This window comes from Leptodesmis sp., assembly GCF_052746595.1.
Genome location: NZ_JBRAGO010000027.1, coordinates 1 through 26,998 on the forward strand (window position 1 = coordinate 1; position 26,998 = coordinate 26,998).

A 26,998-nucleotide genomic window follows, 5' to 3' on the forward strand; every position below is an offset into this window, starting at 1 on the left:
TTACGATTTGAATATCAAACTCATCCGCCGCATTAATTTCTTCCTTAGCCCGTTGCAGACGACGGACGATCGCATCTTCCGTATCTTTGCCACGGGTGCGAATCCGCGATTCCAATTCTGGCAGCGAAGGAGGCAGGATAAAAATTCTCAGTGCGTCCGGGAAGTATTGGCGGACTTGCCGTGCCCCTTCCAGCTCAATTTCTAAAATCACCCGGTGTCCCTGTTGAATTTGATTGTCTACCGAGGCCTTGGGAGTGCCATACAAGTTACCCGCGAATTCGGCCCACTCCAAAAACTCTCCATTCGCAATCATGCGCTCAAACTCCGGACGGCTCAAGAAATAGTAATCCTTGCCATCCACTTCTCCGGGCCGAGGAGCACGGGTTGTAGCAGACACAGAAAGGTATAGATCGGGGTGACGTCTTAGCAGCGATCGCAGTAACGTTCCCTTGCCCACTCCACTGGGGCCTGTTAAAACAATTAATCTGCCCAATCCCATACACGCACTTCCAACTCTCAGGGTTAATCTATTAATAATCTCTTAAACTAGGCGGCAGCAGCCGCCATCTTTTTAGAATTCAGGTGCCTAATCTTCCGAATGGGCATCTTTACTGGTCATGAAACGGTGAGCCACTGTTTCAGGTTGAATGGCAGATAGGATAACATGACCAGAATCGGTAATGATCACCGCCCGCGTCCGACGGCCATAAGTAGCATCAATCAACTGTTTACTGTCCCTGGCATCGGTAATAATTCGTTTGATGGGGGCAGATTCTGGGCTAACAATGGCGATCACCCGGTTTGCAGACACGATGTTACCAAAGCCAATGTTGATTAACCGAATGTCCATACCAGGAACAGATGAGAAGTACAGAAGGCTGGGGGCTTTCAACCAGGTCAAGCTGAACAGTGAAGTTTCTCGATCAGAGAAGGACAGGTCTGAACCTGGACAGGGTTTAAATTCAATCGTAGCCAGAAATAAACAGGCTAACAAACTAACTTTCTGTAATCTCCCCGTTCCCTGACTACCCCTAATTCTTAATTCTCCACTCTTAACTGTTAACTGCTAACTCCTATAACTCCTAATTGTTGTGCAACCCGTTGACTTTACCACCCTGACGGCTATTTGCTCTGAACTGCGAACTTCCTGGGTACCTGCCCGGTTGGAGCAAATTTATCAACGCGATCGCCATACCCTCTTCCTGGGCCTCCGCACTTTGGATAGCTGGGGCTGGCTACGCATTTCCTGGTATCCTCAAGCCGCTCATCTGTGCATTAGCACACCTCCACCCCGAATCCCCGATACCTTCACCTTCAGTCAGCAACTGCGGCATCAGATTGGCAACCTGGCGTTAATTAAAATCGCCGCGATCGCCCCCTGGGAGCGGGTAATTGACCTGCAGTTTGGTCGCCGCCTCGGAGAACCTGCCCTCTGGCATCTGTATATCGAAGTGATGGGCAAATACAGTAATGTGATTCTCACCAATCAGGACGATCACATTGTCACGGCGGCGCATCAGGTGAGTAGTCAGCAGTCCAGCGTGCGCCCCATTCAAACGGGACAACCCTACGAAATTCCACCTGTACTGACAGAAGCGATTCCTACTTTGGGAGAGAACCGCGATCGCTGGCAGGAGCGTATTAGCCTGGTTCCGGGTTCCCTGAAGCGCAATTTGTTGAAAAACTATCGGGGCCTCAGTTCTGCCCTGGTGCAATCAATGCTGCAGCGGGCCGATCTCCATCCCAATCAGACCACCGACCAGTTAGCAGCAGCAGACTGGCAACGGCTCTTTCAATGCTGGCAGGAATGGCTCCAGGCTTTAGATCAAGAAAGGTTTCAACCGGCCTGGACGGAGCAGGGCTACACGGTTCTGGGATGGGGAGCAACGGCCCAGGCCACCACCGTTCAAGAACTAATTCACCAGTATTACGGCGTTCAGCTAGACCAGTTAGAGTTTGGGCAACTACATCGCCAACTCAGCCAGAAACTGAAAACCCTCCTGGAAAAATTGCGGCTCAAAGCTCAGACTTTTCAGACGCGGATGGAGCAATCCGAGCGAGCCGATCTATATCGGGAGCAGGCAGATCTATTAATGGCGCATTTGCACCAGTGGCAACCGGGCATGACCACGATCGCCTTGCCCGATTTCCATACCGGCGAATTGGTGACGATCGCCCTGAACCCAGAAAAAAATGCTGTTCAAAATGCTCAGACTCTTTATAAACAACATCAAAAGCTGAAACGGGCACAGAGTGCCGTAGTCCCCTTACTGACGGAGGTCAATGATGAGATTCACTATCTGGAGCAGGTAGAGGCGGCGATCGCGGAACTCACGGCCTATCAAACGGCTGAAGATTTAAATACCCTGAAAGAAATTCGCGATGAACTGATTCAACAAGGTTATTTAGCCAGCCCCGACTATCAATCCGCCGCCAATCCTCAAGGGGATGTGGCCAGCCAACCCTATCATTACACCTCCCCCAGTGGTTTAGATGTCCTGGTGGGGCGGAATAATCGACAAAATGATCAACTCACCTTCCGCACGGCAGGTGATTATGACCTCTGGTTCCATACGCAAGAAATTCCTGGCAGTCATGTGCTGTTACGGTTAAAGCCAGGAGTTGACCCAGAAGCGGCTGATTTATCTTTTGCAGCGGATCTGGCCGCTTTTCACAGCCGCGCCAGACAGAGTGAGCAGGTACCTGTCATCTACACCGAACCCAAAAATGTTTACAAACCGAAAGGAGCCAAGCCCGGAATGACGGTTTACAAGCATGAGCGGGTGATTTGGGGCCAACCTCAACGAATTATGCAAAGCTTGCCTCTGACCCAGGGAAGAAAAATGTCAGGGAGTGATGAAGAATTATAAAAAAATTTGTGTATCTTGTTACAATGGTATATGAAAGGGGATTAATAACCCTAATAGAAGCCCGCTGCAAGTTTAGGAACGCGCAGTCTGGGTTCCTCCGTTTGAGAGAACAACGCAAATATTCCTTTGACCAGCTTATTGCTGGTCTTTTTTTCTTTATTCCTGACCTTTTATTTCTGACTTTGCTTGTGCAGACTTTCCCCTTAATCCTGCAGCTGACATGACGGAGGATTACCATCGAATTACTGTTCAGTTTAGCAAAATTTTCCAGATAGCGCTTTAGAGGATGTTTTAAAATCACCCTGGCGACTGAAGTCGCGGCTATCCAGAGAAAACCTGCCGACGCAGGTTACTAAAAACCTTGACCGTATTGAGTCTGCCCTCATTCGCCATCTCCTAAAAAATAACCAAGGTCGCCGTATTGCCGTGCTGGTGAATGAATTTGGAGAAATGGGGATTGATGGAGATTTGCTGCGATCGTGCCAAGTCTGTGAGGCAGAGGAGGCAACGCAACCGACTACCAACATCGTTGAGCTAACCAACGGCTGTCTCTGTTGCACGGTTCAGGAAGAGTTCTTGCCGACCATGCAGGTTTTGCTGCAACGCCTCAACAAAATTGACTGTATGTTGATCGAAACCTCTGGTCTGGCCCTGCCTAAACCCCTGGTGCAAGCCTTTCGCTGGCCGGAAATTCGAACTGGAGCCACCGTAGATGGGGTGATTACAGTAGTAGACTGTGAAGCCCTCGCGTCCGGGAAACTGGTAGGCGATCTGGAGGCTCTGGAATCTCAGCGTCAGGCAGATGAGAGCCTGGAGCATGAAACGCCGATCGAAGAATTGTTTGAAGATCAACTGGCCTGCGCTGATCTGGTGCTGCTTACTAAAGTCGATCGCACCGATTCAGATAGCCAACTAAAAGTGCAGCAATGGCTCCAACAAGAATTGCGACCTGGGGTCAAAGTGGTTCCCTGCCACCAGGGGGAAATCAATCCGGATATCCTGCTGGGCTTTAATGCTGCCGTTGAGGACAATTTGCAGGATCGTCCCAGTCACCACGATACCGAGGAAGATCACGATCATGACGATGAGATTAACTCCGTGCATCTCGTTCTCGATCGCGCCTTTAATCCCACCACTTTGATTGAGCAACTAAAAATCCTGGTGTAAAGCCAGGAAATTTACCGCATCAAGGGCTTTGTGAATGTTCCAAATAAAGCTATGCGGCTGGTTCTCCAGGGTGTGGGAGACCGCTTTGATTCCTTCTACGATCGCCCCTGGCAGTTGAATGAATTCCGACAAACTTGCCTTGTGTTGATCGGACGGGCACTGGAAGCCGAGAAGATTAGAGCCACGATCGAAGCATGGAGATCCCTCATTCCTTACACCTTAATCTTCAACCAGTCCCACAAGTAAGCTCTTACCTGATCGGTAAACTCACCCCGTTGGCTGAATTTTTCGGTACGCATGGGTTTCCGCTCCTCATCCAACGTCCAACCATAATCACTGCTAATGCGAAACTTTCCTTGCCAGTCTGACAAGGAAACAATCAGGCCGGGATTAGGACTATTATCCACATCTTTCACCTGAAACACATAGTTGTAAGTATTTTGAGTCGCGGCGGCCACAGTTGAAGGTTGTCCCAGTTCCTGTTCCAACCGGGCACCAATCCGCTCTGCTAATCCGGGTTCACTAAATTCTTCCAAGGTTTTGACGGCCAGGGTCAGTGCAAAATAAAACTCCTCAACGGGAACAAACCTGAAATCCATAAACCAAATACTGCTCGTTCAATAGAACCAGTATGCGGCGAATGGGACGCTTTGCGATCGTTAAGGAGAAGACCAGGGAAATGGTTTGCTTTGGGACGGGGAAAGGTGAGACCGAGAATTGGGTAGGCTTGTGAGTTTGTTGGAGAAAAGACCAGACATCCCCATGAGCAGTGTGCCTGCAAACAAAGTCAGCACCAGGGAGAGGCGTGTAAACCGAATATCTCGTAATATTCGGGACAAAGGATGGCTACTCCGCCGGAGTGTGCGTTCGGCTGTCAAATGCTTCAGCGTAAACGGATCACGGACATAGTGACCACTCCAGGACACAACCAGTCTGGCTCGACAATGATGGCAGGTTAATAATCCGGTTAAAACTTGGTGGGGAGGGGTAATCCCAGGACGATGGCAAATCGGACAGCTAGAGGAGTGAGTGTTAAACGAGGGAGCGTTCATCAGCGTTCTATCGTGGCAGCTAGATGGTTTCTACTGTTTTAGTAGGTCTTCAATATTCTGCCCTAGTCTACCCAAGGATAGAAGACAGTTCGGTTGGATCATTTATATTCTTAACCTGATTTTGTCAAATTACTCGTTTGCTTCAGCGATGCGCTCCATGTAAATGCGGAAAAGGAATCAAACAGAAACACGAAAATCAGAGGCACAAAAATGATCCTGGCGTTTTAACTCCAATCATCACGCTGGCTGCCCTGGCCTTTATAGACCTTGCCGATCGCATGAATTTTCCGAGTTTCCTCAAACAAAGCAGCTTCCGTTAATCCCCACTGCTTGAGTACCTTGTCCAAATCAGCTTGAATGTCACGCGCACCGGGAAAGCCATGGTAGCGGATGCGCAGGCGAGCCAATTCTGCCAGATTATAGTCATTCGGTTCAGCATTCAATAGCATATCCACGATCTGGCGATCGGTCTTCGCCTGGGGATGTTGCTGGTCTTTTAAGTTGGATGAATCAGCCATAAGCGTAAAGTTTTGTTGTGAATTCGTCCACTTGTGTGGGGATCAGAGATGGATGGAGTATATTGTTCGACCAGTTTACTGAGTGGAGCCAGTTGGCTGAGTTAAACTCAACCGACTTCGGTTCAACCAGTTTACTGAGTTCCATCGGTTACGAACAGTCCACATCGCAATGGTCAAACCAAGTAGTTTTACTTCATGCGACCCAGACAGGAGTAAGGCTGTATTTTTATTGCCAAATTGAATTGTTGCAGTAGACTGCTAGGTAGACTCGCAGTAATAGTGATGATGAGGAGCGAATGGCTACGGCATTGAGATCTTTAAACCCCAAACCCACGCGCGATCGCCGAGGAACGGCGCGTCGCCGTTCTCACACGCAGCCTGTTCCGCTATCTGACCCTTCCAGATCGGCTTCGGTTCCTCGTCATTCCAATGTTGCTCTGCGGTCTGTTGTTCCCTCCGCATCGTCCTCAGTCAGACACCTTCCTGCCCAGCCTCCTCTACCCCTATGGTTACGCTTGCTGATTCAAGCCCAGCGTGGATCAACCATTGTCGTTTTGATCCTGGGTGTAGCCACTTTAATTATTTACAGCAGTGCCATTTTTATGCAGCAGCAGTGGATTAAGGACTATCAGAAGCTAAAAACGATGCAACGCAGTGAACGGCAGATGATCGCAGCGGGTGAGTTTTTGAAGAATCAGATTATTCAACAAGCCAAACAACCAGGAGCGGGGCTAGTTCCTAAAAGCTCAGAGCACACGATCTATCTGGAGCCGTCTGCAGATCGTCCTCCAGTAACTCTGCCTGCCAATCCTGTCGTGCAATCTGGTTCTGTCTCCGATGAAGATCCAACGGCCTATTAGGGAATCAGGTAAGGAGGCTTGGTTGTGAGGAATCCCCCCTATCCGTTTCGCTCTCGGCCCCGGCGATTGTCCCTGTCCCAAATCGTGCAACGGCCTAACTGGATCAATTCCCCTAAATTTAGAGCAATTGTGGTGTGGGGCGTTTTAGTGACTTCAACCGGGTTGTTAGCGATTAATCTGTTTTATGTCCAGATTGTTCAGGGGTCGGTCTTAAAGGGGATTGCTAAAAGTCACCAGATGACTAATCTGCGGCCCTTTATTCCGCGTCGCGATATCGTAGACCGTAATGGAAGTGTGCTGGCTCTTGATCGGCCTGTTTACACCCTCTATGCTCACCCCAAACTCTTTAAGATCTCTAAACCAGAGATGGCTGAAAAGTTGTCTCCCATTCTGAATCGGCCTGTGGCAGATCTGCTGAAGCAATTTGATCAGCAGGAAACAGGGATTCGGGTAGAATACTCGGTCGTGGAAGATAGCGCCAACCGCATTATGGGAATGGGCCTGGATGGCCTGGAGTTGATTCAGCACCAGCAGCGGCTCTACCCCTACAAAGAGATGGCGGCGGATATTGTGGGGTTTGTGAATGCCGAGCACAAAGGTCAGGCTGGGCTGGAATTAAGCCAGGAAAATCTGCTGGAGCGAACGGCTCAGCCGATCGAACTGAAGCGGATGGGAGATGGTTCCCTGATGCCAGATGGTATCCCTGCTGGATTTTTGAATCAGGATGATCTACAGCTTAAATTAACGATCGATGCTCGCCTGCAACATGCTATACAACCCGTGTTGCAACGGCAGGTCAGGAAGGTAGGAGCCAAACGAGGCGCGGTGATTGTGATGGATGCTCACAGTGGAGAACTGCTGGCCTTGGTGTCCGATCCCACTTACGACCCGAACGAATACTACAAATATCAGCAAGAACGGTTCAAAACCTGGGCGATTTCCGATTTATATGAGCCAGGTTCAACATTTAAACCCATCAACGTGGCGATCGCCCTGGAAACCAAAACTATAACGCCCCAAACCCAGATTGATAACCCTTCTTCCATTGTCGTGGATGATTGGCCCATTCAGGGCGGCAGTGGAGGCAGTGATACGGTAACTGACATCGTGATTAACTCCTACAATGTTGGTATGGTGCATATCATGGACAAGATGGATCCAGAAATGTTCTATGCCTGGTTGAAGCGGTTGGGGCTGGGAGGAACTTCTGGGATCGATCTACCATCCGAAGAACCAGGCCAATTCAAAGCCCGCAAAACCTTTCTGGAATCCCGAATTGAACGTGCCGTCACGGCATTTGGTCAGGGATTTTCTCTTACGCCTATTCAATTAGTACAACTGCATGGTGCGATCGCCAATGGGGGTAAATTAGTCACTCCCCATATTATTCAGGGGCTTTACAACAGTAAAGGCCAGCTTTTCTGGCAACCCAATTTACGCCCTCCCCGGCAAATCTTTTCGCCAGACACTACAAAGGCCATTATCCCCATGATGGAAGGAGTCGTTCAGCAGGGTACAGGGAAGGCGGCTCAAGTTCCCGGTTATCGTGTCGCGGGTAAAACTGGCACCTCCGAGAAGGCCGCCAGCACGGGTGGATATGCTAAAGGTCTATATGTAACGAGCTTTGTCGCCATTGTGCCTGCTGAGCAGCCGCGCTATGTGGTTTTAGTCGTCATTGATGAACCCGCCGGAGGTGGATACGGTGGAACAGTGGCTGCTCCTGTGGCGCAGAAGGTGATTAAAACTCTGGTTAACCTGGAAAACATTCCACCTAGTTCTAAAGTAGAACCGGCAGAAGCAGAGCCTAAGGATGAGGAACCATAACCAGGTTTCGATCCCCAACTTATGGCAGAATCATTGCCATGTTGCACCCTTTAGAGCACGGACAGATTTTCTTTAGCCCCGGTTGTCATTTTGGTTACCGGGTGATTGGCCCCTGTTGCCGCTTATTCGATCGCGAACAACTCCCCTGGCCCTGTTGTCGCTTGCAGTGGCGCGGCAAAGAACCCAGTTGGCGGCGTATTGGCCGTCGGTTTGTAGTTGATTTGGCCACTCGCGGACATCCAACTTACAGTGTGGAATTCCTGGAGCAAGCTCGTGCAGTTGATTCAGCCATGAATCAGGAGCCGATGCTACTCACTCTGTATTGGGTAAATTTGCCGCAGCCGATGAAGGAATGGTGGTACTCTGATCGGCTCAAATCCGATCGCTGGCTGTCGATCCATCCTCCCCACCAATCCCATTCTCTAATCACCCGTTCGATCCACTCTGGAGCCGCTGAAGACATTAAGACCGAGGGATAGACCGCACTGCCCCAATGAGGATGGAGCACCAAACAACATTCTTTGAGAGTGCTGCTGGGATAGCCCAAACATGCTTTTACCACCGCTACATCATCCAGCGTCAAGGAACCAGCCTGAGATAACACGGGATACCCAGTTTTTGGATCAAAGAGATCGGCCAGATGGCCCTGTTCGTGAAGATGCCGGACGATCGCTCGTCCCACCTGTAAAAACTGTTGTCGTAACTGCTGCTTCCGAGCTTCAGTAGCAGGAGTGCGATCGGCCAGGTTGCATGCTGTTGGTTGCAATACCACCATCACCGAAGCTACAGGTTTATCCCAGGTTGGCAGTAATCTAGTGCTATGGTTTTGAATAAAAGGGCTGGGATGATGAACCGAACACTGCATCAGGGGTAACCAGAGTAGAGGTTGCTCGCCAACAAGCTCTACTAGCCTATCACCAAAAACGGGCGAGGAGGGATTCGAACCCCCGACACCGTGGTCCGTAGCCACGTGCTCTAGTCCACTGAGCTACACGCCCTCAATAGTCTTTAATCCTAACACTATACTAGCTATGTGTCTACATCGTGTTTTTATTGAACTTGGCTACCCTGTATTACCAGACGGTTGTGGCGGCTAGCACTCGCAACATCCAACGAGCCTGACCGACAGGCGGCGCCCTACAACGCAAGAATCAGTTTTGCCTCTGACTCCCCATCACAGATTCACAGAACCCATTGCCAGGGTGCAGTCTTGCTAGGCTTGCATGCCACGGCAGACTCTCAACCCTACTCAACCAGTTGCTGCCGCAGGTTCACCAGCAGATGGCAATGGCAACTAAGATAGTAAGGATAGTAAGTCTTGGAGTTCCTATCGTTCTTCGTCGCTCAACTGGATAATATAGTGTTTGGACATAGCAAGCTCCTAGGCAATGAAGTTGTAGGTAGTTGATGAACCTCTCCAGCTTCTCAAATTTGAATTAGTAGACAAATAATCTGATCCTTAAACTATCGTGGTTTTCGGTTGAGTGGAGTACGCTTTTAGCCCTGAAACCCTTGCCAATAGTGAGTTTATCACACCCTATCCAGTTAAGAACCGCTATCGCTAATCGACTACATCAAAGATGTAGATCACCAGTTTAATGCTGAGCTTTAATATAGAGCCTTGTGAAATATTGATTTTAAATATTCCGATCTGGTGAAAGAGTCTGGAGACTAAGAGAATGAGGTAGAGTTTTTATTTAAAAAAATTGTTCTAAAGTGGAAAGAACAGGTTAAGATCTACACACAGAGGAACTAAAGAATATCTCCTGATAAGTTTAGTTTTATGAATTTAAACTTTATCCAAGTTGAGAACCATAGTTTCTCTGAAAAGAGATCGTTGTCTCGCTGGGCTGGGCTTAGAGAGTTTGAAAAGTATCCGGCGGTTAAAGCCGTGACTAAGCTCACCAAGTCTGCCGACGCAGACTCAATACAGTCAAGGTCTTCAGTAACCTGCATTAGCAGATTTCCTCAGTATAGCCACAACTTCAGTCGCCAGGGTGATAAAGAGACCTTTAAAACATCCTCGCAGCTTTTAGTAGAATCTAGCTTTTAGTTTTTTCCTCTTTAAAGTTGGGTATTTAGCTTATGAGAAAGGCGTTGCACATTGTAGAGAAATGGCCTATCACCGGTTCAAAGCATTACTGCCTTGGGAACTTGTGCTAGGTGCCATTGAAACTTACCTGTGCAACGCCACCTGGAAGGGAGCATAGACTCTTAGCTTTGATAATAGCGCTGTAAATTATAAATAAAAATCGTTGTTTCCGATTAAAATAATAGGACTTCATCTATGATCCTCGCGTTTGGGAGATCGACTCTTGAGGCAAGCAACGCTCCATCAACTTAAAGTTTTCGAGGCAGTCGCTCGCCACAATAGTTTTACACGGGCTGCCGAAGAACTGTTTTTGACTCAACCCACGGTTTCAATGCAGGTTAAGCAGTTGTCTAAAGCTGTTGGTCTGCCGTTATTCGAGCAGGTTGGCAAGCGACTGTATCTGACCGATGCGGGCAAGGAACTTTACACCACCTGCCGGGAAATTTTTGATCGCCTCGCCCAGTTTGAGATTACGATCGCCGATATGAAGGGTCTGAAACAAGGCTCTTTACGGCTGGCGGTAGTGACGACAGCCAAGTACGTCATTCCCCGTTTGTTAGGCCCCTTTTGCCAGCGCTACCCTGGCATTGATGTCTCCTTAATGGTGACGAACCATGAGTATGTGATCGAGAGTCTGGTGAATAATCGGCACGACCTCTACATCCTGAGTCAGCCACCAGAAGATTCAGATGTCAGCATCCATCCTTTCCTGGAGAATCCTTTAGTCGTGATTGCGTGGCGAGATCATCCTCTGGCCCATGAAAAGAACATTCCCCTGAAGCGGCTGGCGGAGGAACCGTTTATCATGCGGGAACCCGGTTCGGGAACTCGCAAAGCGGTGCAGAAGTTGTTTGATGAGAATGACATCTCCCTGAAAGTGAAGCTCGACCTGGGCAGCAATGAGGCGATTAAGCAGGCGATCGCAGGCGGATTGGGGATTTCAGTTCTGTCCGTGCATACGTTGGCCTTAGAAGGCGTGAATAGCTCTCTGACGATTCTGGATGTAGAAGGGTTTCCCATTCAGCGATCGTGGTACGTCATCTATCCTTCAGGGAAGCAACTGTCGATCATCTCGCAAACCTTCTTTGACTATCTTTTAAATGAAGGTAAAACCGTGGCTGAAGAAACCGCCTTGCAAGGGATTTTCAGTCAGGCTAGAAAATCTACAGATGACAGCGAGTAGCCTCTGGGACACGAGTTGGTAACCAGAGCCGGAAAATGCTGCCTTGATTGACGACAGAGGTGAAAGATATGGAGCCACCATGCAGCTCAACCAACCGTTTGGTGAGAGCTAAGCCTAGGCCAGTACCTTCGTGCTTGTGGGTGTAGGAGGAATCAATTTGTTGGAAAGGGCGAAACAGCAAATGCCATCGTTCCCTGGGAATCCCAATCCCTGAATCTGCCACTTCAATGCATAGGTAGGAAGTATCGGAGTTGATGGGGCTGTGGTCAGGACGATTTTCCTGCTCCAGTTGATAACCATATCCCTGCCAAGCACTGAGTTTGACCTGACCCTCCTCAGGAGTGAACTTCACGGCATTGGAAAGCAAGTTAATCACCATCTGCCGGACTCGCCGTTCATCCAGGGATACCTTTTCCAGCTTCGATTCAACAGTCAAGGATAAACCAATCTGTTTTCTATCGGCGGCTGGTTGAATCATTCGCAAACACTGCTGGCAAAGATCGGGAATGGAAACGGGTTGCAGATGAAGCTCTACTTTCCCGGCCTCAATTTTGGAAATGTCTAATAAATCATTAATAATCTTCAGCAGATAGATGGCGGCATCATCCGCTTGTTGCAGAAACTCTAATTCTTCCTCTCGATCGTCACAACAGCCGTCAATCACCAGCCGCACGGAGCCAATGATGGCATTTAATGGCGTTCTGAATTCATGGGAGGTCGTGGCTAGAAATTCACTTTTCAGTTGATTGGCTACCTGGGCTTCCTGCCAAGCTGTTTTCAGTTCTTCGGCCCGTTCTTCCAGGCGATATACCATGCGATTGAGTACTTCGGCTAACTGATTTAACTCCTTAATTTTGAAGTTCTTGGGTACCTGATCTGTAGAGGCGCGATCGCCAATTTGCAAAGCATAACGTCCCAATTGTTCCAGAGGAGCAGCCAAGTCACGGGTCATATAAATGGTTGCAAGCAGGCTGGCTGCCATTAATCCCAGCGTTAAAAACACCAGCACATTTTTAATGTCCTGCAAGTCATACAGGGCGTTAGCGATCGGCGTGATCGCCATCACCACCCAAGTCTGAGTCTTCCCATGCATGGGAATCTTGACAGCAGTGTAACTTGCCAGCCACTCACCCTGAGCATCTTCAAACAAGTGAAGAGATTGCTGCTTGCCTGCCAGCGCACTTTCTACAACGGCTTTTAGCACGGGCGCATTCGGTTCCTGAGCAATATTGTGACCCACGTGATCGGCCAGAGGATGAGTCAGGATCTGCCCGTCCTGAGTAATTACAACAGTGTATCCTGTGAGCGAACCCCGTATTTCGGGTTGTCGGCGATGCAGCTTTACCCGAGCATGGAGAACATACTGTAACCCTCCCTGTGGGTCGTAAACTGGAGCCTGAAACACCAGAAGCAGTTGTTGTTGAGGATCCGCTGCCACCGCTGGTGAACTAACTAATTGAGCTGGGGAAACGAACACATCAGCAGGTTTGAGTTCACGAGTCCGTACCTGCTCCCAGGAGGGTTGCGCCAAAGGCCGCAACACTAGTTGACCACAAGTACTTCCCTCGATGCTGCCAGTCTGTACACTTGTGATCTGCAAGCATTCCACTCGTTCGGGCAATCCAGCAGCAATTTCCCGCAGCGAGGATTGCAGAGATCCCGGTTGACCCAGCCGTTGAGTCACAACCTGACTTGCAAGCACCAAATTGGATTGCAACATTTCTGTCAGAGCCTGGATGTCTTCCCCTTTTAAAACGGCGCTCTCAGTGAGACTTTGTCTTGCAGTCTGCAAAAAACCAGAGCGGGCTTTCTGATAAACAAAATACTCCCCTGCCAGCAGCACAGGAATGGTAAGCAGCAGAATTCTGGTAAACAGGGTGCGACGAAAGGACGATTGAGCGGGCTTGCCCATGAGCAGAACTTAAAAGAAGGGAAGGGAACGGTTGATACACTGGGCATCAGTCATTGACCTTTCACCCTTGAACTTAATGTTTAAACCAATTATGACAATGAATTTCTGAGAAGAGGGAGCATTCTCCATAGCTTTATAGATCTGTAGGCTGTCTGATTGATGCTCAAAACCATCAGGTCTGGGTAATAAATTATTTTATCTTAAAAGAATGAATTCTTTAAACAAAAGTGCTCCTGCAGTGACCGTGGTGCTGGCGATGAGTCTGGATGGCAAAATTGCTGATGTTAACCGCGGTGCTGCCCGCTTTGGCTCCTCAATCGATCGCCAGCATCTGGAAACCCAGATTGCAGCCGCTGATGCTGTCCTCTTTGGCGCAGGAACGTTGAGAGCTTACGGTACGACTTTACGAGTGGCCAATCCGGAGTTGTTAGCGCAACGAGAGCAGCAGGGTAAACCTCCGCAGCCCGCACAGGTTGTCTGTTCCCGATCGGCTGACATTCCCACCCAGATCCGATTCTTTAACCAACCGGTGCCCCGCTGGTTGCTCACCACTCAGGTTGGAGCCGAACGCTGGCAGCCAGAACCTGGTTTCGATCGCATTCTGGTTGCCGAAACGGGGACTGGTGATTTGGATTGGGAAGCCGCTTTCCAGCAATTGGCATCTGCTCAAATTCAGCGCATTGCGGTATTAGGGGGGGGCGAGTTAGTCGCTTCCCTCATTGCTGCGGGACTAGTTGATGATCTGTGGATCACGGTCTGTCCTCTGATCCTGGGAGGCCGGGAAGCTCCCACTCCGGTCGAAGGACGGGGCTTTCCCGAAGCGATCGCTCCACGGTTGGAACTGCTAACCGCGCAAGCGATCGGCCAGGAGGTGTTTCTGCACTATCGACTTCTTCGTTAGTAGGATGGGCAAAGCAGCACCTGCCCATTCGGATCAGCCAGAATAACAGGATGGGCACGGTGATCCCTTTGTCCATCCTACGGTTTTTCTAATTTGCTTGACCGATGACCAATACCCCGGTTTGTCGTATATCCCACCCCAAAAACTGAATCTCTGTATTACGCTGTATGAAGTTTTCGATGCTGGATATGGTGGAACAACTTCGGCCCCGTTATTCCCTTGCCTGGATTAATCGCATTGCTGAAATCCCACAGAGCGAATGGGATGCCCTGGCAATCCCCCTGAAAACGCCGTTCTTTGAGTGGGAGTGGCTGCACAATATGGAGGATTCCGGCAGTGCTACGGCAAAGTCCGGCTGGTTGCCCAATCACCTGACGGTATGGCGCGATCGCAGTTTGATTGCCGCTGCTCCCCTGTATATCAAAGGCCACAGCTATGGGGAATTTGTGTTTGACCATCAATGGGCGGATTTAGCGGCTCGCTTAGGCATTGAGTACTATCCCAAACTATTGGGGATGTCTCCTGTCACTCCGGCTGAGGGATATCGGTTTCTGATTGCCCCCGGAGAAGATGAGGATGAATTGACGGAGATGATGGTGAGTGAGATCGACCATTTCTGCGATCGCCATAAGATTTCCGGCTGTCACTTTCTGTATGTGGATCCAGCGTGGAAAGCCGTGATGGAGCGACATGGTTTCAGTGCCTGGTTACACCACAGTTTTATCTGGCAGAATCGGGGTTATCAGACCTTTGACGATTATCTGGCAGAATTTAATGCCAACCAGCGACGCAATATTAAGCGGGAACGTAAGGCCGTCACCCAGGCTGGTTTATCCCTCAAAACATTGACCGGGGAGGATATTCCAAAATCTCTATTTTCTTTGATGTATACCTACTACAGCGATACCTGCGATAAGTTTGGCTGGTGGGGTAGCAAATATTTGACCCGGCGATTCTTTGAGCAACTGTTTCCCAACTACACTCATCGGGTGGTATTTGTCGCAGCCTATGAAGAACACAAACCACATCATCCAGTGGGGATGTCTTTTTGTCTGACTAAAGGGGAGAACCTATACGGGCGCTATTGGGGGTCTTCCCAGGAAATTGATTGTCTTCACTTTGATGCCTGCTACTACACGCCGATCGAATGGGCCATTTCTCAAGGCATTCAAGTCTTTGATCCGGGTGCGGGAGGTCGTCACAAAAAACGGCGCGGCTTTCCGGCCACTCCTAACCACAGCCTGCACCGCTTTTATCATCCCCGACTAGCGCAAATTCTGCGCTCCTATATTCATGAAGTCAACGAGATGGAGCAGCACGAGATTGATGCCATTAATCAGGAGTTACCCTTCAAACAAAAGTAAACGTGAAATCCCCAATCCCTAATCCCCTTACGGAGTTGCCCTTCAAACAAAAGTGAAATCCTCTATTCCTGATCTCCGATCTCCGATCCCTGATTCCCGATCTCCCTATCTCCGACTGGATAACATTACCAAACGGTTTGGCTCTTTTGTTGCTAACGATCGCATTTCGATGGCGGTGCAGGCAGGCTCAATTCAAGCCCTGCTGGGGGAAAACGGGGCGGGAAAGACCACGTTGATGAATATCCTCTGCGGGCTATATCAACCGACTGCCGGCCAGATTTATCTCAACGAGCAGCCGGTACAGATTACGTCCCCAAGTGTGGCCTTGCAGCATGGGATTGGCATGATCCATCAACACTTCATGCTGGTACCCCAGTTATCCGTAGTGGAAAATATCATTCTGGGTGCGGAATGTTCCCTGCGTTTAAATCTGGCAGAAACTGCACGGACGATCGCGACGATGGCGGAAACCTATGGCCTGCGTGTCGATCCCCTGGCGAAAGTAGGCGATCTTCCAGTGGGCACCCAACAACGAGTTGAGATTTTGAAGGCGCTGTATCGGCGTGCCCAACTGCTGATTTTAGATGAACCGACTGCCGTGCTGACCCCTCCGGAAATTGAACGGTTCTTTCAGGTGTTACGCAACCTGGCGGCTACAGGGCACACAATTATCTTCATCAGCCACAAACTTGAAGAGGTGATGGGCCTGTGCGATCGCGTCACCGTTTTACGACGGGGAAAGGTAGTGGCAACGAAAGCCATTGGGGACACATCGGCCCAGGAACTGGCGCAACTCATGGTGGGTCGAGAAGTAGTGTTTCAGGTCAATAAACCCGCCGCCCATCCAGAAGCTGTGGTGTTAGAGGTATCAGGATTGCAGGTCAATGACGATCGCGGTTTGCCTGCTGTTCAAGATGTTTCCTTTCAACTGCGATCGGGAGAAATTCTGGGAGTTGCGGGAGTGGATGGCAATGGTCAGCGGGAATTGGCCGACGCAATCGCAGGACTGCGACCTGCGACTCAAGGCACACTCACCTTGAACAACCAGGACATTACCCAGTGGACTCCACAACAACGGGTGAAAGATCTGAAAATTGGCTATATCCCCGAAGACCGCCAAAAAATGGGGTTAGTCATGTCCTTCACGATCGCCCGTAATCTGATCTTGAAGGTGTTTCGGCGGCTTCCCTTCTGCCGCGGCTGGTTTCTGCAACCGGAAGCCATTATTTCCCACGCTGACCATGCCATCCAGCAATTTGACATCCGGGCTACCAGTGGTTTATTGAAAGTGGGCCAACTGTCCGGCGGCAACCAACAAAAAGTGGTGCTGGCGCGGGAGTTATCTGGCCAACCAGATTTGATCATCGCCATGCAACCGACACGCGGCTTGGATGTGGGCGCAACGGAATATGTGCAAACAGCTTTACTGGCTGAACGCGAACGGGGAGCCGCCATTCTTTACATTTCCACCGAACTGGAAGAAGTAATGAGAATGAGCGATCGCATCGCTGTCATGTATGCAGGCCATTTTGTCGCCATCCTGGATGCTAAAGCTACTACCGTTGAGCAGATCGGCTTGCTAATGGCTGGGGGAACACTTTAACTTTCTATCCTCCCGCATCGCCTCCCCCTGCTACCCTCTGTCTTTCTGAATGCGCTATTGTGAATCGTGAAAATTCTTACCCGGTTCCACCCATGCACGTTTGGCGATCGCTTCCTCAAATCCTGCTGGCTACCCTGCTTGGGTTGTACCTCACGCTAACTTTGCACGGCTGTCAAGTGGGTCAGGTTGCCCAAGCACCTGCATCGTCTCAAGTGACAGCCAGTTCCGTGGCTCAGTCAGTGACTAAACCATCTCCTATGCCCGTACCGCCGGAAACGAAAGCGATCGTGGCTCGTGCGGGTGCCAGGGGACTATTCAATCCGCCGCGTGGCGATATACGGATGGTCGTTATCAGTGATTTGAACAGTTCCTATGGTTCCACCACCTACGACCCGGAAGTAAAGCTGGGCATCCAGCTAATTCCTTTCTGGAGTCCCGATCTGGTGCTGTGTGGTGGAGATATGGTGGCTGGGCAGGATGATACACTCTCCGATGGTCAGATTAAGGCGATGTGGGATGGGTTCGATCGCCACATTGGTGCCCCCCTCCGCACTATGAATGTTCCCTTTGGCTTTACGATTGGTAATCATGATGGATCGAGTGCGTTGGGAGCAAGTAATCAGTTTTTGTTCCAGCGCGATCGTGCGGCGGCTATGGCCTACTGGAATACTCCCAACCATGATCCAGGGGTGCAATTTGTTGATAAATATGAGTTTCCTTTTTATTACACCTTTAAGTTCCAGGATATCTTCTTTCTGGTATGGGATGGGTCTTCCAATACCATTCCTGCAGATAAGTTGAAATGGGTAGAAACTGCACTGGCCAGTGAACCAGCCCAATCCGCCAAAATGCGAATTCTCCTTGGTCACTTACCGCTGTATTCCGTGGCTGCAGGACGCAATACCCTGGGGGATGTGATGCGGGATGCAGATCAATTGCGGGCGATGTTGGAGAAGTACCAGGTGCATACTTACATCAGTGGTCATCACCATGCCTACTACCCTGCCCATCGGGGCAATTTGCAGATGTTGCACTCAGGAATTTTGGGATCTGGGCCACGATCGCTACTCGATACCGGACTCCCTCCTCGCAAAACTCTTACTGTCATTGATGTCAAATTTGATGCGCCAGAACTGACAACCTACACCACCTACGATATGCAAACCCTGCAGGTGATTAAAAACCAGGAATTGCCCCGTCTGTTAACTGGAGTTAATGGTTTGTTACTGCGCCGAGATGTGAACTGGAATGAGTTGACTGCAGAGGAGCGATCACGCTGTGAAAGCCGCTTGGGAGCTTCCCGCTGTGGCGCTTAACCAGCACGTTCAATGGAGTGGACTAAATCATTCATAGCTTGCTGCATCTGGATATAGACATGGTTATAGCAAGCGTTCACATAATCTCGATCGCGAGCCGCGTCCCGTCCGTAGCGCTTAAACACGATCGGTTCACAGATGTGGGTATGCACCTGTACTGGCAAGGGAATGTGGGGCAAGGGACCAATGCCAATTCCCCAGGGCAATCCCAGATAGATGGGAAACGTTTCTGGATCGGCATCAAACAGCCAGGGCATCCCCCACTGATGGAGTTGCCGCACCGGCTCATACAGATCGGCCAGCACAATAAAGGTATCGTGGGCACCGTAGGAAATTACGGGCACGATCGGCACATTTTCCTGCAACGCCAGTTTGATAAAGGCGCGATTGCCTTCTAAGCAAATTTTGTGCCGCAACGCATGGGGCCGAAAGACATCTTTGGCTCCACCGGGATATACCAGCACACTGGCTCCCTGCCGCAGGGCCGCGATCGCCATTTTCGGATGGGCCTGAATGGCTCCCACCTGGGCCGCAATGTAAGCTAGCAGAGGGGATACCTTCCACACAGCGGGATGCATCAGGCCATAAACGGAATGCTGATCGCCAAAGCGATGAAACCACTCATACATCATCATGAACATATCAGGAGCGGCCAATCCCCCATTATGGGAACCCACAAATAACACCTGCTTTTGAGGGTCAATGTGATGCCAACCACTACTTTGCACTCGAAAATAATGGTGATACTGCCATCTCCAGATTGGCATTAGAAGACGGATGACATGAGGATTGCGGTGATGCAATGACCAGCCTGAATTCTGCCAGATGTTACTTTTTTTGCTCATCGCCGCATATTACCAAGATTGCCGATCGCAGGGCAATTTTCTACCCGCCGCCCGATCGTAGCTTCTGAGCTTTTCCAGTGATGTTCGCCCGTGACTCTACCACAAACTCCGGGATCTCCTCCAGTTCCCGCTCCTCCAGACTGTATTGCTCACACACCAGACTCAAGCGGTGTCCGGTTCCAGGTATTGGATTAATGGAATGGGTTAAATCCCCCTGAAAAATTAGCAGGGTATTGGTTTGAGGCCGAAGTTTTCCCACCTGTCCCTTATGAGCCACTTTATGTCCCGGTGCCGATCGGTTCAGAATCAGTTCACCCCCTTCTAAATCGGGCGGCACTTCGATATACAACACACTTACCACCGCAGGCGGCGCGATCGTCTTGCAATAGGAGCGCAGGGAGCGATCGATATGCGGATCCATCCGCGAACCCGTTTTCAGCAATAACGGATTCAAATAAAAGGCATTACAGCCTGCTTGCAAGGCTCGATCGAGATAAGGCTTGAAGTAAGGAAACTGCCGCTCTACAACGGACTGGTGCGAGCGCCGGAAGACGATCGAAAACCCCTTCGTACCCACAAAATCCCGGTTGAGATTGTTGACCGTAAAATAGGGACAGTCTAGAATCTTCCGTTGCAACTTGCTTAAGTAACGGGGAGAAAACGCTTCGGGATAGTCGTGATAGTAAGGCAAAAGAGGCGATCGCGATGGTTCAACTATCTCCCAGAGTAGCTGCTAGCCAGCACGGTGTTCAAATTTTGTCCTGTCTTTAGCTTAGGAGTTTAAGAATTCGTCGGCTTGTTTGCGGTGACGATCGGTCAATACAGACAGCACCATGGAAAGGGTGGTAGCAATCACTCCGGCATCATCGGTAAAGCCAAGACCAGCAACGAAATCCGGGATGGCATCGGTAGGCATCAGGAAATAGCCGAGGGCAGCGGCGATCGCGGCTTTGGCCCAGGCTGGGGTTTGCTCATCCAACATACAGAAATACATCGCAACGGCATCTCTCACAAACGGTAGCCAACGTGCGAATTGTTTCGCTATCTTCAAAAAGTCTTGCATCTGCCCCTCCCTCTTGGAATTTTTTCCTTACTTTAGCGTGGGTGAGCGATCGTTGTGGTTAGGAACTGTCCAGGTGTAGAGCGTGGTAACTTCATCGGCTTCAATAGGAATCTGAAGAATTTTCTCGGGGAGCCAATCACCCATATCAAAATCGTGGGAAATGATTCGGGTTCCCGGCCACAGTTGAGCAAAGAGTTGGGGGCGTAATTTTAAGTTCAGGTGAGGCAACAGGTACAGAATCACCACGGTAGCATTTTGGAAATTACTAGAGTAGAGATCCTGGCAATAAAATTGCACTAGATGCGAAACTTTCGCCACCTCAGCATTGTGGATACTTTCTTGAACGCGATCGATATCGATATCGATGCCTACCCCTCTGGCCCCAAACCGTTGTGCGGCAGTAACCAAAATCCGTCCATCGCCGCAGCCCAGATCATACAGCACATCGTTGGCAGTAATCTGGGCCAGGGTCAGCAAGGCATCCACCACATGGGGTGGTGTAGGAATGTAACCAATATCCGGTCTGGGATGATTTGGTTTGCGATCGGGCATCAAACGATCAGGAACTTGACCCAACGGTGATCAAAACAAAGTCCTGTAAGGAAATTGTAGCTAAGTTTGCGCGATCGCACGCAGCCGCCATGTTTGCCAGCCCCTATTTGGTTCTGTTGTCAGATTAGGTCGTAAGCCCTCATCAATTGCAACGATGTCCCAGAAAGATTTCTCCAGTACTCAAGCGGTAAATGCCATCAACTTCACCAATCGCGGGTACCGTGGAGGAGCGATCGACAGGAAGGGGGGCCAGTTCATAGGTTGAGAAGGGTACGCTGGCAAGATCATCCGGTTGGGTGGGGATGCCGCCTGCTCCGGTAGTGACCAAACTGCCCTGATGCGATCGCTGGACAATGCAACTATTGGCGATCAGGGAATCGGTGTCTACCGGTGCAGCAGGTAACTGCACGACTGTATTTTGCAGCTTACTGATATCGGGTAAGGCAATGATGCCAGCACTCAAGCGACCACTGGCATTAATATCTACTTTGCCGTTGCTGCGTAAAGTAGTGGGGTCGATGCTGGGAGGGGCAGGCTTGTACTGAAAGCCATAGAGAACAGGGGTTTTCAGGGTAATGTTGCCACCTCTACCATCCCTGGAGAAGGCCAGAATATCGGTATCACCCAGTAAAAGAATAGCATCTGCCGCCAAGCGAATGTCGCCCCCGCCGCCCTCGCCGCTAAAGACACTGGTGGTAATACGGCTGCTACCTGATAAGCGAGTTTGACCGGCCTGGATCGCGATCGCGCCACCGGAAACCTGGGCAGATGCCGTAGAAATTTGACCGTTACGCCCCTCTAGTCGATCTCTTAAGGCCAGGGAAATGCTGCCCGATCGTCCGGTTCCCAAACTCTGGGCTGAAATTTCACCTCCATCGTTGAGCATCAGGTTGTGCGATCGCACGTTAATATCGCCGCCCACCCCAGTGGAATTGGTAGTTGTTGTGCTGAAGATGCCACTGGCAATCTGGGTGTTTGGTTCAATGCCGGCAATCGTAATGCGATCGGCCTGGACTTGAATATCTCCCCCATTGCCTTGGCCACGTGTACTGGCCTGTAACTGACCGCCATTCGTGAGGACCAGGGATTGCGCCGTGAGGCTAATATTGCCGCTGTTTCCCAGGGCTTCTGGTCCCACTCGGCTGAAGATGGCGCTGCCAGTAGGATTACTATCCTGACTTACCATCGAATAAGACGGTACCAGCTACCGCGACGGTGATGTTGGCGGCATTTCCTCGGCCTAATGTACTGGCGGCGATCGCAGCCCCTCTCGTCACTGTCAGAGAATTAGTGGTTAGCGCGATATCTCCCCCATTGCCAACGGCGATCGGGCTAACGCTACTAAAAATCCCTGTTGAAAATCTGCCATATTGACCGTCTAAAGCGATCGGGCCAGCGACCTGAATTTGCACATTGCCCGCATTGCCCCGCCCAAAAGTAGTGGCAACCGCCGCCGCCCCTTCGATCAGGGAGAGAGAGCCAGCCTGCAACGAAATCCCCCCACTGTTCCCAAGCCCCCGTTTGCCCACAAAACTATAGATTCCCCCCGAATCTGGGATTCCCGCCGGTACTCCACCCCCTAGTTTGATGGCTCCTAATGTTTGAATTGTAATCTTGCCAGAGTTGCCAATTCCATTCGTGCTGGCATCCAGTTGGGCACCCTGCTCGGCAGTTAATGAAGCGGCTGTGATATTGATCCCGCCACTATTGCCGATCGCCCCCTCTTCCACCCCGCTATAGGCACCACTGGGAATTCCAGAACTGGCTCCCACTCCAGTAAAACGTACCGCTTCCTGAGTGACGATCGTCACACTGCCAGCATTGCCCTGACCCAGAGTGCTGGCCGTCAACAAGGCACCATTCGTAACAGAAAGATTTTTTGCCTGAATGACAATTCCGCCACTGTTGCCTACGGCTCCCGGATTCACTCGGCTGAAAGTACCACTGGCCTTTTGTTGCAGATCTTCCCCATCAAAATTCACGGCTCCCCTAGCCAGAATAGAGACAGTTCCACCATCTCCATTGCCAAAGGTACTGGCATTCACCTGGGAGCCATTTAGCAGAAAGACCGAGTCTGCCATCAGCGTAACATTGCCACTATTGCCAGTTCCTAAGACAGAGTTGGCAATGAAGCTGGTATCACTCAAGCGAATCGCTCCGGCTGCCCGAATGGTGACATCCCCAGCCTGACTTCCCACACTTCCCTGTTGATCTGCAATGCCCGCCCTCAGAATGCTGCCATTGGCCAGGCTAAGATTTTCAGCATTCACGGAGATACTGCCGCCGTCGCCAGCTTGCACGTTGACTTCAGTGTTATTACTGAGGGATATATCGGCCAGGGGTAGCGTCTCAGGAACCGTCAGGCTCAGCCCATTAGTGGCTTGAACATCGACTGCACCAGCTCCCCCAATGCCCGCTAATTCCACCCGGCCTCCCGGTGCCCGTAGAGAACCGCCCGTGAGGGCGATCGGCTGACCCGCCAGAATTAAACTTTGACCGGCAGTAACTGCCAGATTTGCCTGACTCCGAATCGCTCCCCCAAGCTGGTTGAACAGCAGTGCAGAGGGATTCACGGTCAGCAAACCGGGGGGATTTGGATCAGTGGCGGTAAAGTTCCCCTGATTGCCAAATTGCAGCCCTACAGCAGTAGTAGCTACAAAGGAGCCGCCTAGGCGGAGAAAATATCCCATCTCTCCGTGCTGATCTGGCGATCGCGAACCGAGGATTCCAATTCAACTTCCGTGACACCGTGGAACCTGTTGATCGCGAGTTAACGGAATTGTATTTAGAACAGGCCCGCCCCAGATCCCACTCCCCACTCCCGACTCCCTCACCCATCACGGCTGCTCTCCAAACCATCGACAGCTTACGTCTCGCTGAAGTGCAGAACTACCTGGGTGATAGCTGTTCTTTGCCAGTTGTGTCAAAACCTGTGACGTTAATTGATGCGAAAACTGCCATACTCAGCACCATGATGTTGTGCGATCGCGTAGCCGTCATTTTATCGCGGCCTCAACCCAGCAAGGGGCTGCAATCGGATCTGTACTGGATTCCGGCCAACCGAGAAACTGTGGTTCAAACCGTTAATACCCTGCGACGGCAACTCGAAAAACGGTCTGATTTGACCAATCGCTACCTGACAGAAGCTCAAACTCTCTACAACTGGCTGATTCGTCCGTTTCAGAGCAGATTGCAACAGTCCTCCATTGAAACACTGGTTTTCTATTCAGGACGGCATCTTACGCAGTCTGCCGATGGCGGCGTTGCATGATGGTCAGCAGTTTTTGGTGGAACGGTACGCGATTGCCAGTACCTTAAGTCTCACCTTAGTCGATCCAGTCAAACTGAACCCAGCAGCTTTACGAGTGCTGGCCTTTGGCCTCACGGAACCCGCCGTGGTGGAAGGCCCAATTTATTTTGAGCCGTTGAATTATGTGCAATCTGAAATTGCCGCCATTCAACGGCTGTTTCCTGGCAGCGAAGGAATTTTGGACCAGGAATTTACCCGCGATCGCCTGCAGCAAGAACTGGCTCAAAACAATTTTCCGATTGTGCATCTATCCACGCACGGAAAGTTTGGCATTGATGCCCGCGATACCTTTCTGGTCACTGGGTGGCAGGAAGGGCAGCGATCGCACCCAGCCGAAGACAAGCGCCCCCCAGTGTACAACGAGAAATTGACGCTTAATCAGTTTTATCAAACCCTGCGCCATCTGAAGCGGGGCAACACGCTGGAGCTACCGACCCTAACGGCTTGCGAAACCGCGGTTGGCAGCGATCGAGATGCTCTGGGAATTGCCGGACTTTCGCTCCAGGCAGGTGCCAAAAGTGCCGTAGCATCTCTCTGGCAGGTGGATGATCAATCCACTGCACAACTCATTACCCAGTTTTACCAAAATCTCCATCAGGGCATGAGCCGTGCCAAAGCCTTACAATCAGCCCAACAATCCTGGTTAAAGGCCTTTCCTAACAGCCACCCTGGTTACTGGGCGGCCTTAATCTCAGCCGGTAACTGGCTGTGATATTTGAATGGCGATTGCGATGAGTCAACATGATGAGATAACCACAGCGATCGTCGCAAAAGCCAGAACTGGAGTTAGGATTGGCTCTGCATCGGGTAGGATGAAACTGTTTGCTACTGGTTGTCCTGTGCCCGATTCATTTTCAGAAGATCCCGAATTCACTCCCCTCACCCGCACGCAAGTTTTAATTGCTATGGGGGTTACAGCGGTTGTTTTACTGCTTGTGAGCAAACTTTGGGTGCAGTTTGCTTCAGGAATTGCCCTATCAATGCGCTGGTCAATTGCCACCACAGGACTGGGAGTGGCCCTGGGGTTGGGAATTACACTAGCCAGTTCTGTCGTCTATGCACTCTGGCCCGCCTATCGCCGCAGTGCTGACTACTATCTGGAGCTAGTCCTGAAACCTCTCGTATGGCCAGATTTAATCTGGTTAGGCTTACTTCCCGGTCTGAGTGAAGAATTGCTGTTTAGGGGGATTATGCTTCCCAGCTTTGGCTTCGATACGCTGGGGGTTTTACTGTCCAGTTTGTGTTTTGGTGTCTTGCATCTGAGCAGCCTGAAACAATGGCCCTATATGGTATGGGCTACCATCGTTGGGGTCGTCTTAGGTAGCAGTGCCCTGATGACGAACAATTTATTGGTTCCGATGGTAGCTCATGTGATTACGAATCTGGTTTCAAGCGCACTGTGGAAATGGAGGGAGTTACGCCAGGAGCAGGGCTAATTTCTTGACAAATTTTGTCGCTCGGCGGCATATTCTGCCGCTTTGATGTAATCTCCGATTGCAAAGTAGGCCACTTTTAGGCTACCCAATACCTGATCTTCTACCCGGCTATCCTGAATCATGCGAGCGATCGCCAGTCGTTGTTCGTAATAATCAATGGCTTTGGCGTACTCACCTAACGCATCATAGGATACCCCCACGCTGCCTAACGCTTGTTCCTCTCCCCGGCGATCGTTGAGTTCTCGTGAGACTTCTAAGCGCCGCTGACCACACTCGATCGAGTGCTGATAATCTCCGGCTGCATAGTAAGCATTTCCTAGATTGCGGAGAATTTGAGCTTCCATACGGGGCGCTTTCAGGGAACGAGCAATTTCCAAGCGCTGACGGTAGTAGTCAATGGCTTTGGTATAAGCTCCCAACGCATAACAAGCATTACCCAGATTTTTCAGGATTTGCTCCTCAACCTGTTGATCCTTGAGTTCGCGGGCGATCGCAAGACTCTGCTCCTCATAAGCGATCGATTGCTCGTAATTGCCAATCATCTTATAAGCCAGTCCCAGGTTATTCAGGGCGGCCATTTCTCCGGTGTGATCTTGAATTTGCTGAGCCAGCGCCAAACTTTGAAGCTGATATTCGATCGCTTTATCAGGTTCTTTCAAGTGCCGATAAGCATTGCCCATTGTGCTTAAAATCTTAACGGCATTGCGCTGATCTTGAATTTGGTGAGCCAGCACCAGAGCGATTTGCGAATACTCCAGGGCCTTACTGTAATGCTTCAAGTTGTAGAAAGCAAGGCCGATACTCGTCAAACACTTTACTTGACCTGCTTCATTGTTCAACGCCTGATAGCCTGCATACGCCTGCTTAAAGAAGTTCAGGGCTGTTTCATATTGACCAGACTGATAGTGATCACATCCCAGACCAATCAACTGTTCGGCAAGCTCAGGGGAAAAGGCTCCACTCTGGTTGAAAGAAGGTTCTAAATCTTCACCGAACTGATCTACAAGGGGGCTACCAGAACCGGGAACAATCGTCTCCCGGGAAAGAGCAGGAAGGTCTAGACTAGCAGGAAGACTATCCTGTACTCGGTGATTGTCCTGGTTTAGGAAGCGAAAACCGCTATTCATCGT

At 50.4% G+C, this 26,998-nt stretch carries 27 protein-coding genes and 1 tRNA gene; 13 read left to right on the top strand and 15 right to left on the bottom strand.

Features of this window, described 5'->3' with window-relative positions; genetic code table 11:
* Both gmk and remA read right to left on the bottom strand, forming a co-directional pair.
* On the bottom strand, positions 1-499 hold a 499-nt coding region (gene gmk, locus ACUVQO_RS08070), incomplete at its 3' end, for a guanylate kinase (RefSeq protein WP_445925375.1).
* Positions 500-586: 87 nt separating this feature from the next.
* The gene (gene remA, locus ACUVQO_RS08075; protein WP_445925376.1) at positions 587-850 is read right to left on the bottom strand and encodes an extracellular matrix/biofilm regulator RemA; all 264 of its coding nucleotides are present in this window, start codon (positions 848-850) and stop codon (positions 587-589) included.
* A gap of 241 nt (positions 851-1,091) precedes the next feature.
* Between remA and ACUVQO_RS08080 the strand changes: the two genes are divergently transcribed.
* The 3 genes from ACUVQO_RS08080 to ACUVQO_RS08090 all read left to right on the top strand — a co-directional run bounded on the left by ACUVQO_RS08080 (position 1,092) and on the right by ACUVQO_RS08090 (position 4,283).
* Positions 1,092-2,870, top strand: coding sequence for an Rqc2 family fibronectin-binding protein (locus ACUVQO_RS08080; protein WP_445925377.1), 1,779 nt, complete (start codon positions 1,092-1,094; stop codon positions 2,868-2,870).
* 336 nt (positions 2,871-3,206) lie between these two features.
* Positions 3,207-4,037, top strand: a complete 831-nt coding sequence (gene cobW / locus ACUVQO_RS08085; RefSeq protein ID WP_445925418.1) for a cobalamin biosynthesis protein CobW — start codon at positions 3,207-3,209, stop codon at positions 4,035-4,037.
* A 9-nt stretch (positions 4,038-4,046) separates the two neighbouring features.
* Entirely contained in the window at positions 4,047-4,283 is a 237-nt protein-coding gene (locus ACUVQO_RS08090; protein ID WP_445925419.1) for a GTP-binding protein, read from the top strand.
* On the opposite strand, the gene ACUVQO_RS08095 is transcribed toward ACUVQO_RS08090, so the two are convergent.
* The 3 genes from ACUVQO_RS08095 to ACUVQO_RS08105 all read right to left on the bottom strand — a co-directional run bounded on the left by ACUVQO_RS08095 (position 4,250) and on the right by ACUVQO_RS08105 (position 5,607).
* Positions 4,250-4,636 (bottom strand): hypothetical protein, encoded by a 387-nt coding sequence (locus ACUVQO_RS08095; protein ID WP_445925378.1) that lies wholly within the window; start codon positions 4,634-4,636, stop codon positions 4,250-4,252. The genes ACUVQO_RS08090 and ACUVQO_RS08095 overlap by 34 nt on opposite strands.
* A gap of 60 nt (positions 4,637-4,696) precedes the next feature.
* Positions 4,697-5,089, bottom strand: a complete 393-nt coding sequence (locus ACUVQO_RS08100) for a hypothetical protein (RefSeq protein ID WP_445925379.1) — start codon at positions 5,087-5,089, stop codon at positions 4,697-4,699.
* A gap of 224 nt (positions 5,090-5,313) precedes the next feature.
* On the bottom strand, positions 5,314-5,607 hold the full coding sequence (locus ACUVQO_RS08105; protein WP_445925380.1) for a DUF3288 family protein: 294 nt from the start codon (positions 5,605-5,607) through the stop codon (positions 5,314-5,316).
* A 296-nt stretch (positions 5,608-5,903) separates the two neighbouring features.
* On the opposite strand from ACUVQO_RS08105, the gene ACUVQO_RS08110 reads away from it, so the two are divergent.
* Positions 5,904-6,467: a hypothetical protein gene (locus ACUVQO_RS08110; protein WP_445925381.1), complete on the top strand. Its 564-nt coding sequence runs from the start codon at positions 5,904-5,906 to the stop codon at positions 6,465-6,467.
* Between the two features lie 84 nt (positions 6,468-6,551).
* The gene (locus ACUVQO_RS08115) at positions 6,552-8,291 is read left to right on the top strand and encodes a peptidoglycan D,D-transpeptidase FtsI family protein (RefSeq protein ID WP_445925382.1); all 1,740 of its coding nucleotides are present in this window, start codon (positions 6,552-6,554) and stop codon (positions 8,289-8,291) included.
* A gap of 295 nt (positions 8,292-8,586) precedes the next feature.
* Here the strand turns inward: ACUVQO_RS08115 and ACUVQO_RS08120 are convergent, their stop codons facing one another.
* Positions 8,587-9,156 (bottom strand): methylmalonic aciduria and homocystinuria type D protein, encoded by a 570-nt coding sequence (locus tag ACUVQO_RS08120; protein WP_445925383.1) that lies wholly within the window; start codon positions 9,154-9,156, stop codon positions 8,587-8,589.
* 59 nt (positions 9,157-9,215) lie between these two features.
* A tRNA-Arg gene (locus ACUVQO_RS08125) sits at positions 9,216-9,289 on the bottom strand.
* Between the two features lie 1,317 nt (positions 9,290-10,606).
* Here ACUVQO_RS08125 and ACUVQO_RS08130 point away from each other — a divergent pair.
* Positions 10,607-11,566 (top strand): LysR substrate-binding domain-containing protein, encoded by a 960-nt coding sequence (locus tag ACUVQO_RS08130; RefSeq protein ID WP_445925384.1) that lies wholly within the window; start codon positions 10,607-10,609, stop codon positions 11,564-11,566.
* Here ACUVQO_RS08130 and ACUVQO_RS08135 read toward each other — a convergent pair.
* Positions 11,547-13,478 carry an ATP-binding protein gene (locus ACUVQO_RS08135; RefSeq protein WP_445925385.1) on the bottom strand — a complete coding sequence of 644 codons (1,932 nt, stop codon included), beginning with the start codon at positions 13,476-13,478 and terminating at the stop codon, positions 11,547-11,549. The genes ACUVQO_RS08130 and ACUVQO_RS08135 overlap by 20 nt on opposite strands.
* A gap of 208 nt (positions 13,479-13,686) precedes the next feature.
* On the opposite strand from ACUVQO_RS08135, the gene ACUVQO_RS08140 reads away from it, so the two are divergent.
* The 4 genes from ACUVQO_RS08140 to ACUVQO_RS08155 all read left to right on the top strand — a co-directional run bounded on the left by ACUVQO_RS08140 (position 13,687) and on the right by ACUVQO_RS08155 (position 18,662).
* Positions 13,687-14,379 carry a RibD family protein gene (locus ACUVQO_RS08140; RefSeq protein ID WP_445925386.1) on the top strand — a complete coding sequence of 231 codons (693 nt, stop codon included), beginning with the start codon at positions 13,687-13,689 and terminating at the stop codon, positions 14,377-14,379.
* A gap of 167 nt (positions 14,380-14,546) precedes the next feature.
* The gene (locus ACUVQO_RS08145) at positions 14,547-15,743 is read left to right on the top strand and encodes a GNAT family N-acetyltransferase (RefSeq protein WP_445925387.1); all 1,197 of its coding nucleotides are present in this window, start codon (positions 14,547-14,549) and stop codon (positions 15,741-15,743) included.
* A gap of 52 nt (positions 15,744-15,795) precedes the next feature.
* Positions 15,796-17,346, top strand: a complete 1,551-nt coding sequence (locus ACUVQO_RS08150) for an ABC transporter ATP-binding protein (RefSeq protein ID WP_445925388.1) — start codon at positions 15,796-15,798, stop codon at positions 17,344-17,346.
* A 59-nt stretch (positions 17,347-17,405) separates the two neighbouring features.
* Positions 17,406-18,662, top strand: coding sequence for a metallophosphoesterase family protein (locus ACUVQO_RS08155; protein WP_445925389.1), 1,257 nt, complete (start codon positions 17,406-17,408; stop codon positions 18,660-18,662).
* Here ACUVQO_RS08155 and ACUVQO_RS08160 read toward each other — a convergent pair.
* From ACUVQO_RS08160 to ACUVQO_RS08185, 6 genes are all read right to left on the bottom strand, one after another.
* A complete protein-coding gene (locus ACUVQO_RS08160; RefSeq protein WP_445925390.1) occupies positions 18,659-19,507 on the bottom strand; it encodes a lysophospholipid acyltransferase family protein in 849 nt (282 codons plus the stop codon). The two genes, ACUVQO_RS08155 and ACUVQO_RS08160, sit on opposite strands and share 4 nt — an antisense overlap.
* A gap of 40 nt (positions 19,508-19,547) precedes the next feature.
* Positions 19,548-20,198 (bottom strand): 2OG-Fe(II) oxygenase, encoded by a 651-nt coding sequence (locus ACUVQO_RS08165; protein ID WP_445925391.1) that lies wholly within the window; start codon positions 20,196-20,198, stop codon positions 19,548-19,550.
* 81 nt (positions 20,199-20,279) lie between these two features.
* Complete coding sequence (locus tag ACUVQO_RS08170) at positions 20,280-20,570, bottom strand: YkvA family protein (protein ID WP_445925392.1); 291 nt, start codon at positions 20,568-20,570, stop codon at positions 20,280-20,282.
* A gap of 27 nt (positions 20,571-20,597) precedes the next feature.
* The gene (locus ACUVQO_RS08175) at positions 20,598-21,146 is read right to left on the bottom strand and encodes an SAM-dependent methyltransferase (protein WP_445925393.1); all 549 of its coding nucleotides are present in this window, start codon (positions 21,144-21,146) and stop codon (positions 20,598-20,600) included.
* Positions 21,147-21,264: 118 nt separating this feature from the next.
* Entirely contained in the window at positions 21,265-22,308 is a 1,044-nt protein-coding gene (locus tag ACUVQO_RS08180; protein ID WP_445925394.1) for a hypothetical protein, read from the bottom strand.
* A complete protein-coding gene (locus ACUVQO_RS08185; protein WP_445925395.1) occupies positions 22,292-23,812 on the bottom strand; it encodes a beta strand repeat-containing protein in 1,521 nt (506 codons plus the stop codon). Before ACUVQO_RS08185 ends, ACUVQO_RS08180 begins: the two co-directional genes overlap by 17 nt.
* Before the next feature lie 59 nt (positions 23,813-23,871).
* Here ACUVQO_RS08185 and ACUVQO_RS08190 point away from each other — a divergent pair, with 59 nt between their 5' ends.
* Genes ACUVQO_RS08190 through ACUVQO_RS08200 form a run of 3 tightly spaced genes read left to right on the top strand, consistent with a single transcriptional unit; the run spans position 23,872 to position 25,868 of the window.
* The gene (locus ACUVQO_RS08190) at positions 23,872-24,393 is read left to right on the top strand and encodes a hypothetical protein (protein ID WP_445925396.1); all 522 of its coding nucleotides are present in this window, start codon (positions 23,872-23,874) and stop codon (positions 24,391-24,393) included.
* Entirely contained in the window at positions 24,329-25,144 is an 816-nt protein-coding gene (locus ACUVQO_RS08195) for a CHAT domain-containing protein (RefSeq protein WP_445925397.1), read from the top strand. The genes ACUVQO_RS08190 and ACUVQO_RS08195 overlap by 65 nt, the downstream gene beginning before the upstream one ends.
* 19 nt (positions 25,145-25,163) lie before the next feature.
* Positions 25,164-25,868 (top strand): lysostaphin resistance A-like protein, encoded by a 705-nt coding sequence (locus ACUVQO_RS08200; RefSeq protein ID WP_445925398.1) that lies wholly within the window; start codon positions 25,164-25,166, stop codon positions 25,866-25,868.
* Here the strand turns inward: ACUVQO_RS08200 and ACUVQO_RS08205 are convergent.
* Positions 25,865-26,995: a tetratricopeptide repeat protein gene (locus ACUVQO_RS08205; RefSeq protein WP_445925399.1), complete on the bottom strand. Its 1,131-nt coding sequence runs from the start codon at positions 26,993-26,995 to the stop codon at positions 25,865-25,867. The two genes, ACUVQO_RS08200 and ACUVQO_RS08205, sit on opposite strands and share 4 nt — an antisense overlap.
* Positions 26,996-26,998: the final 3 nt, after the last annotated feature.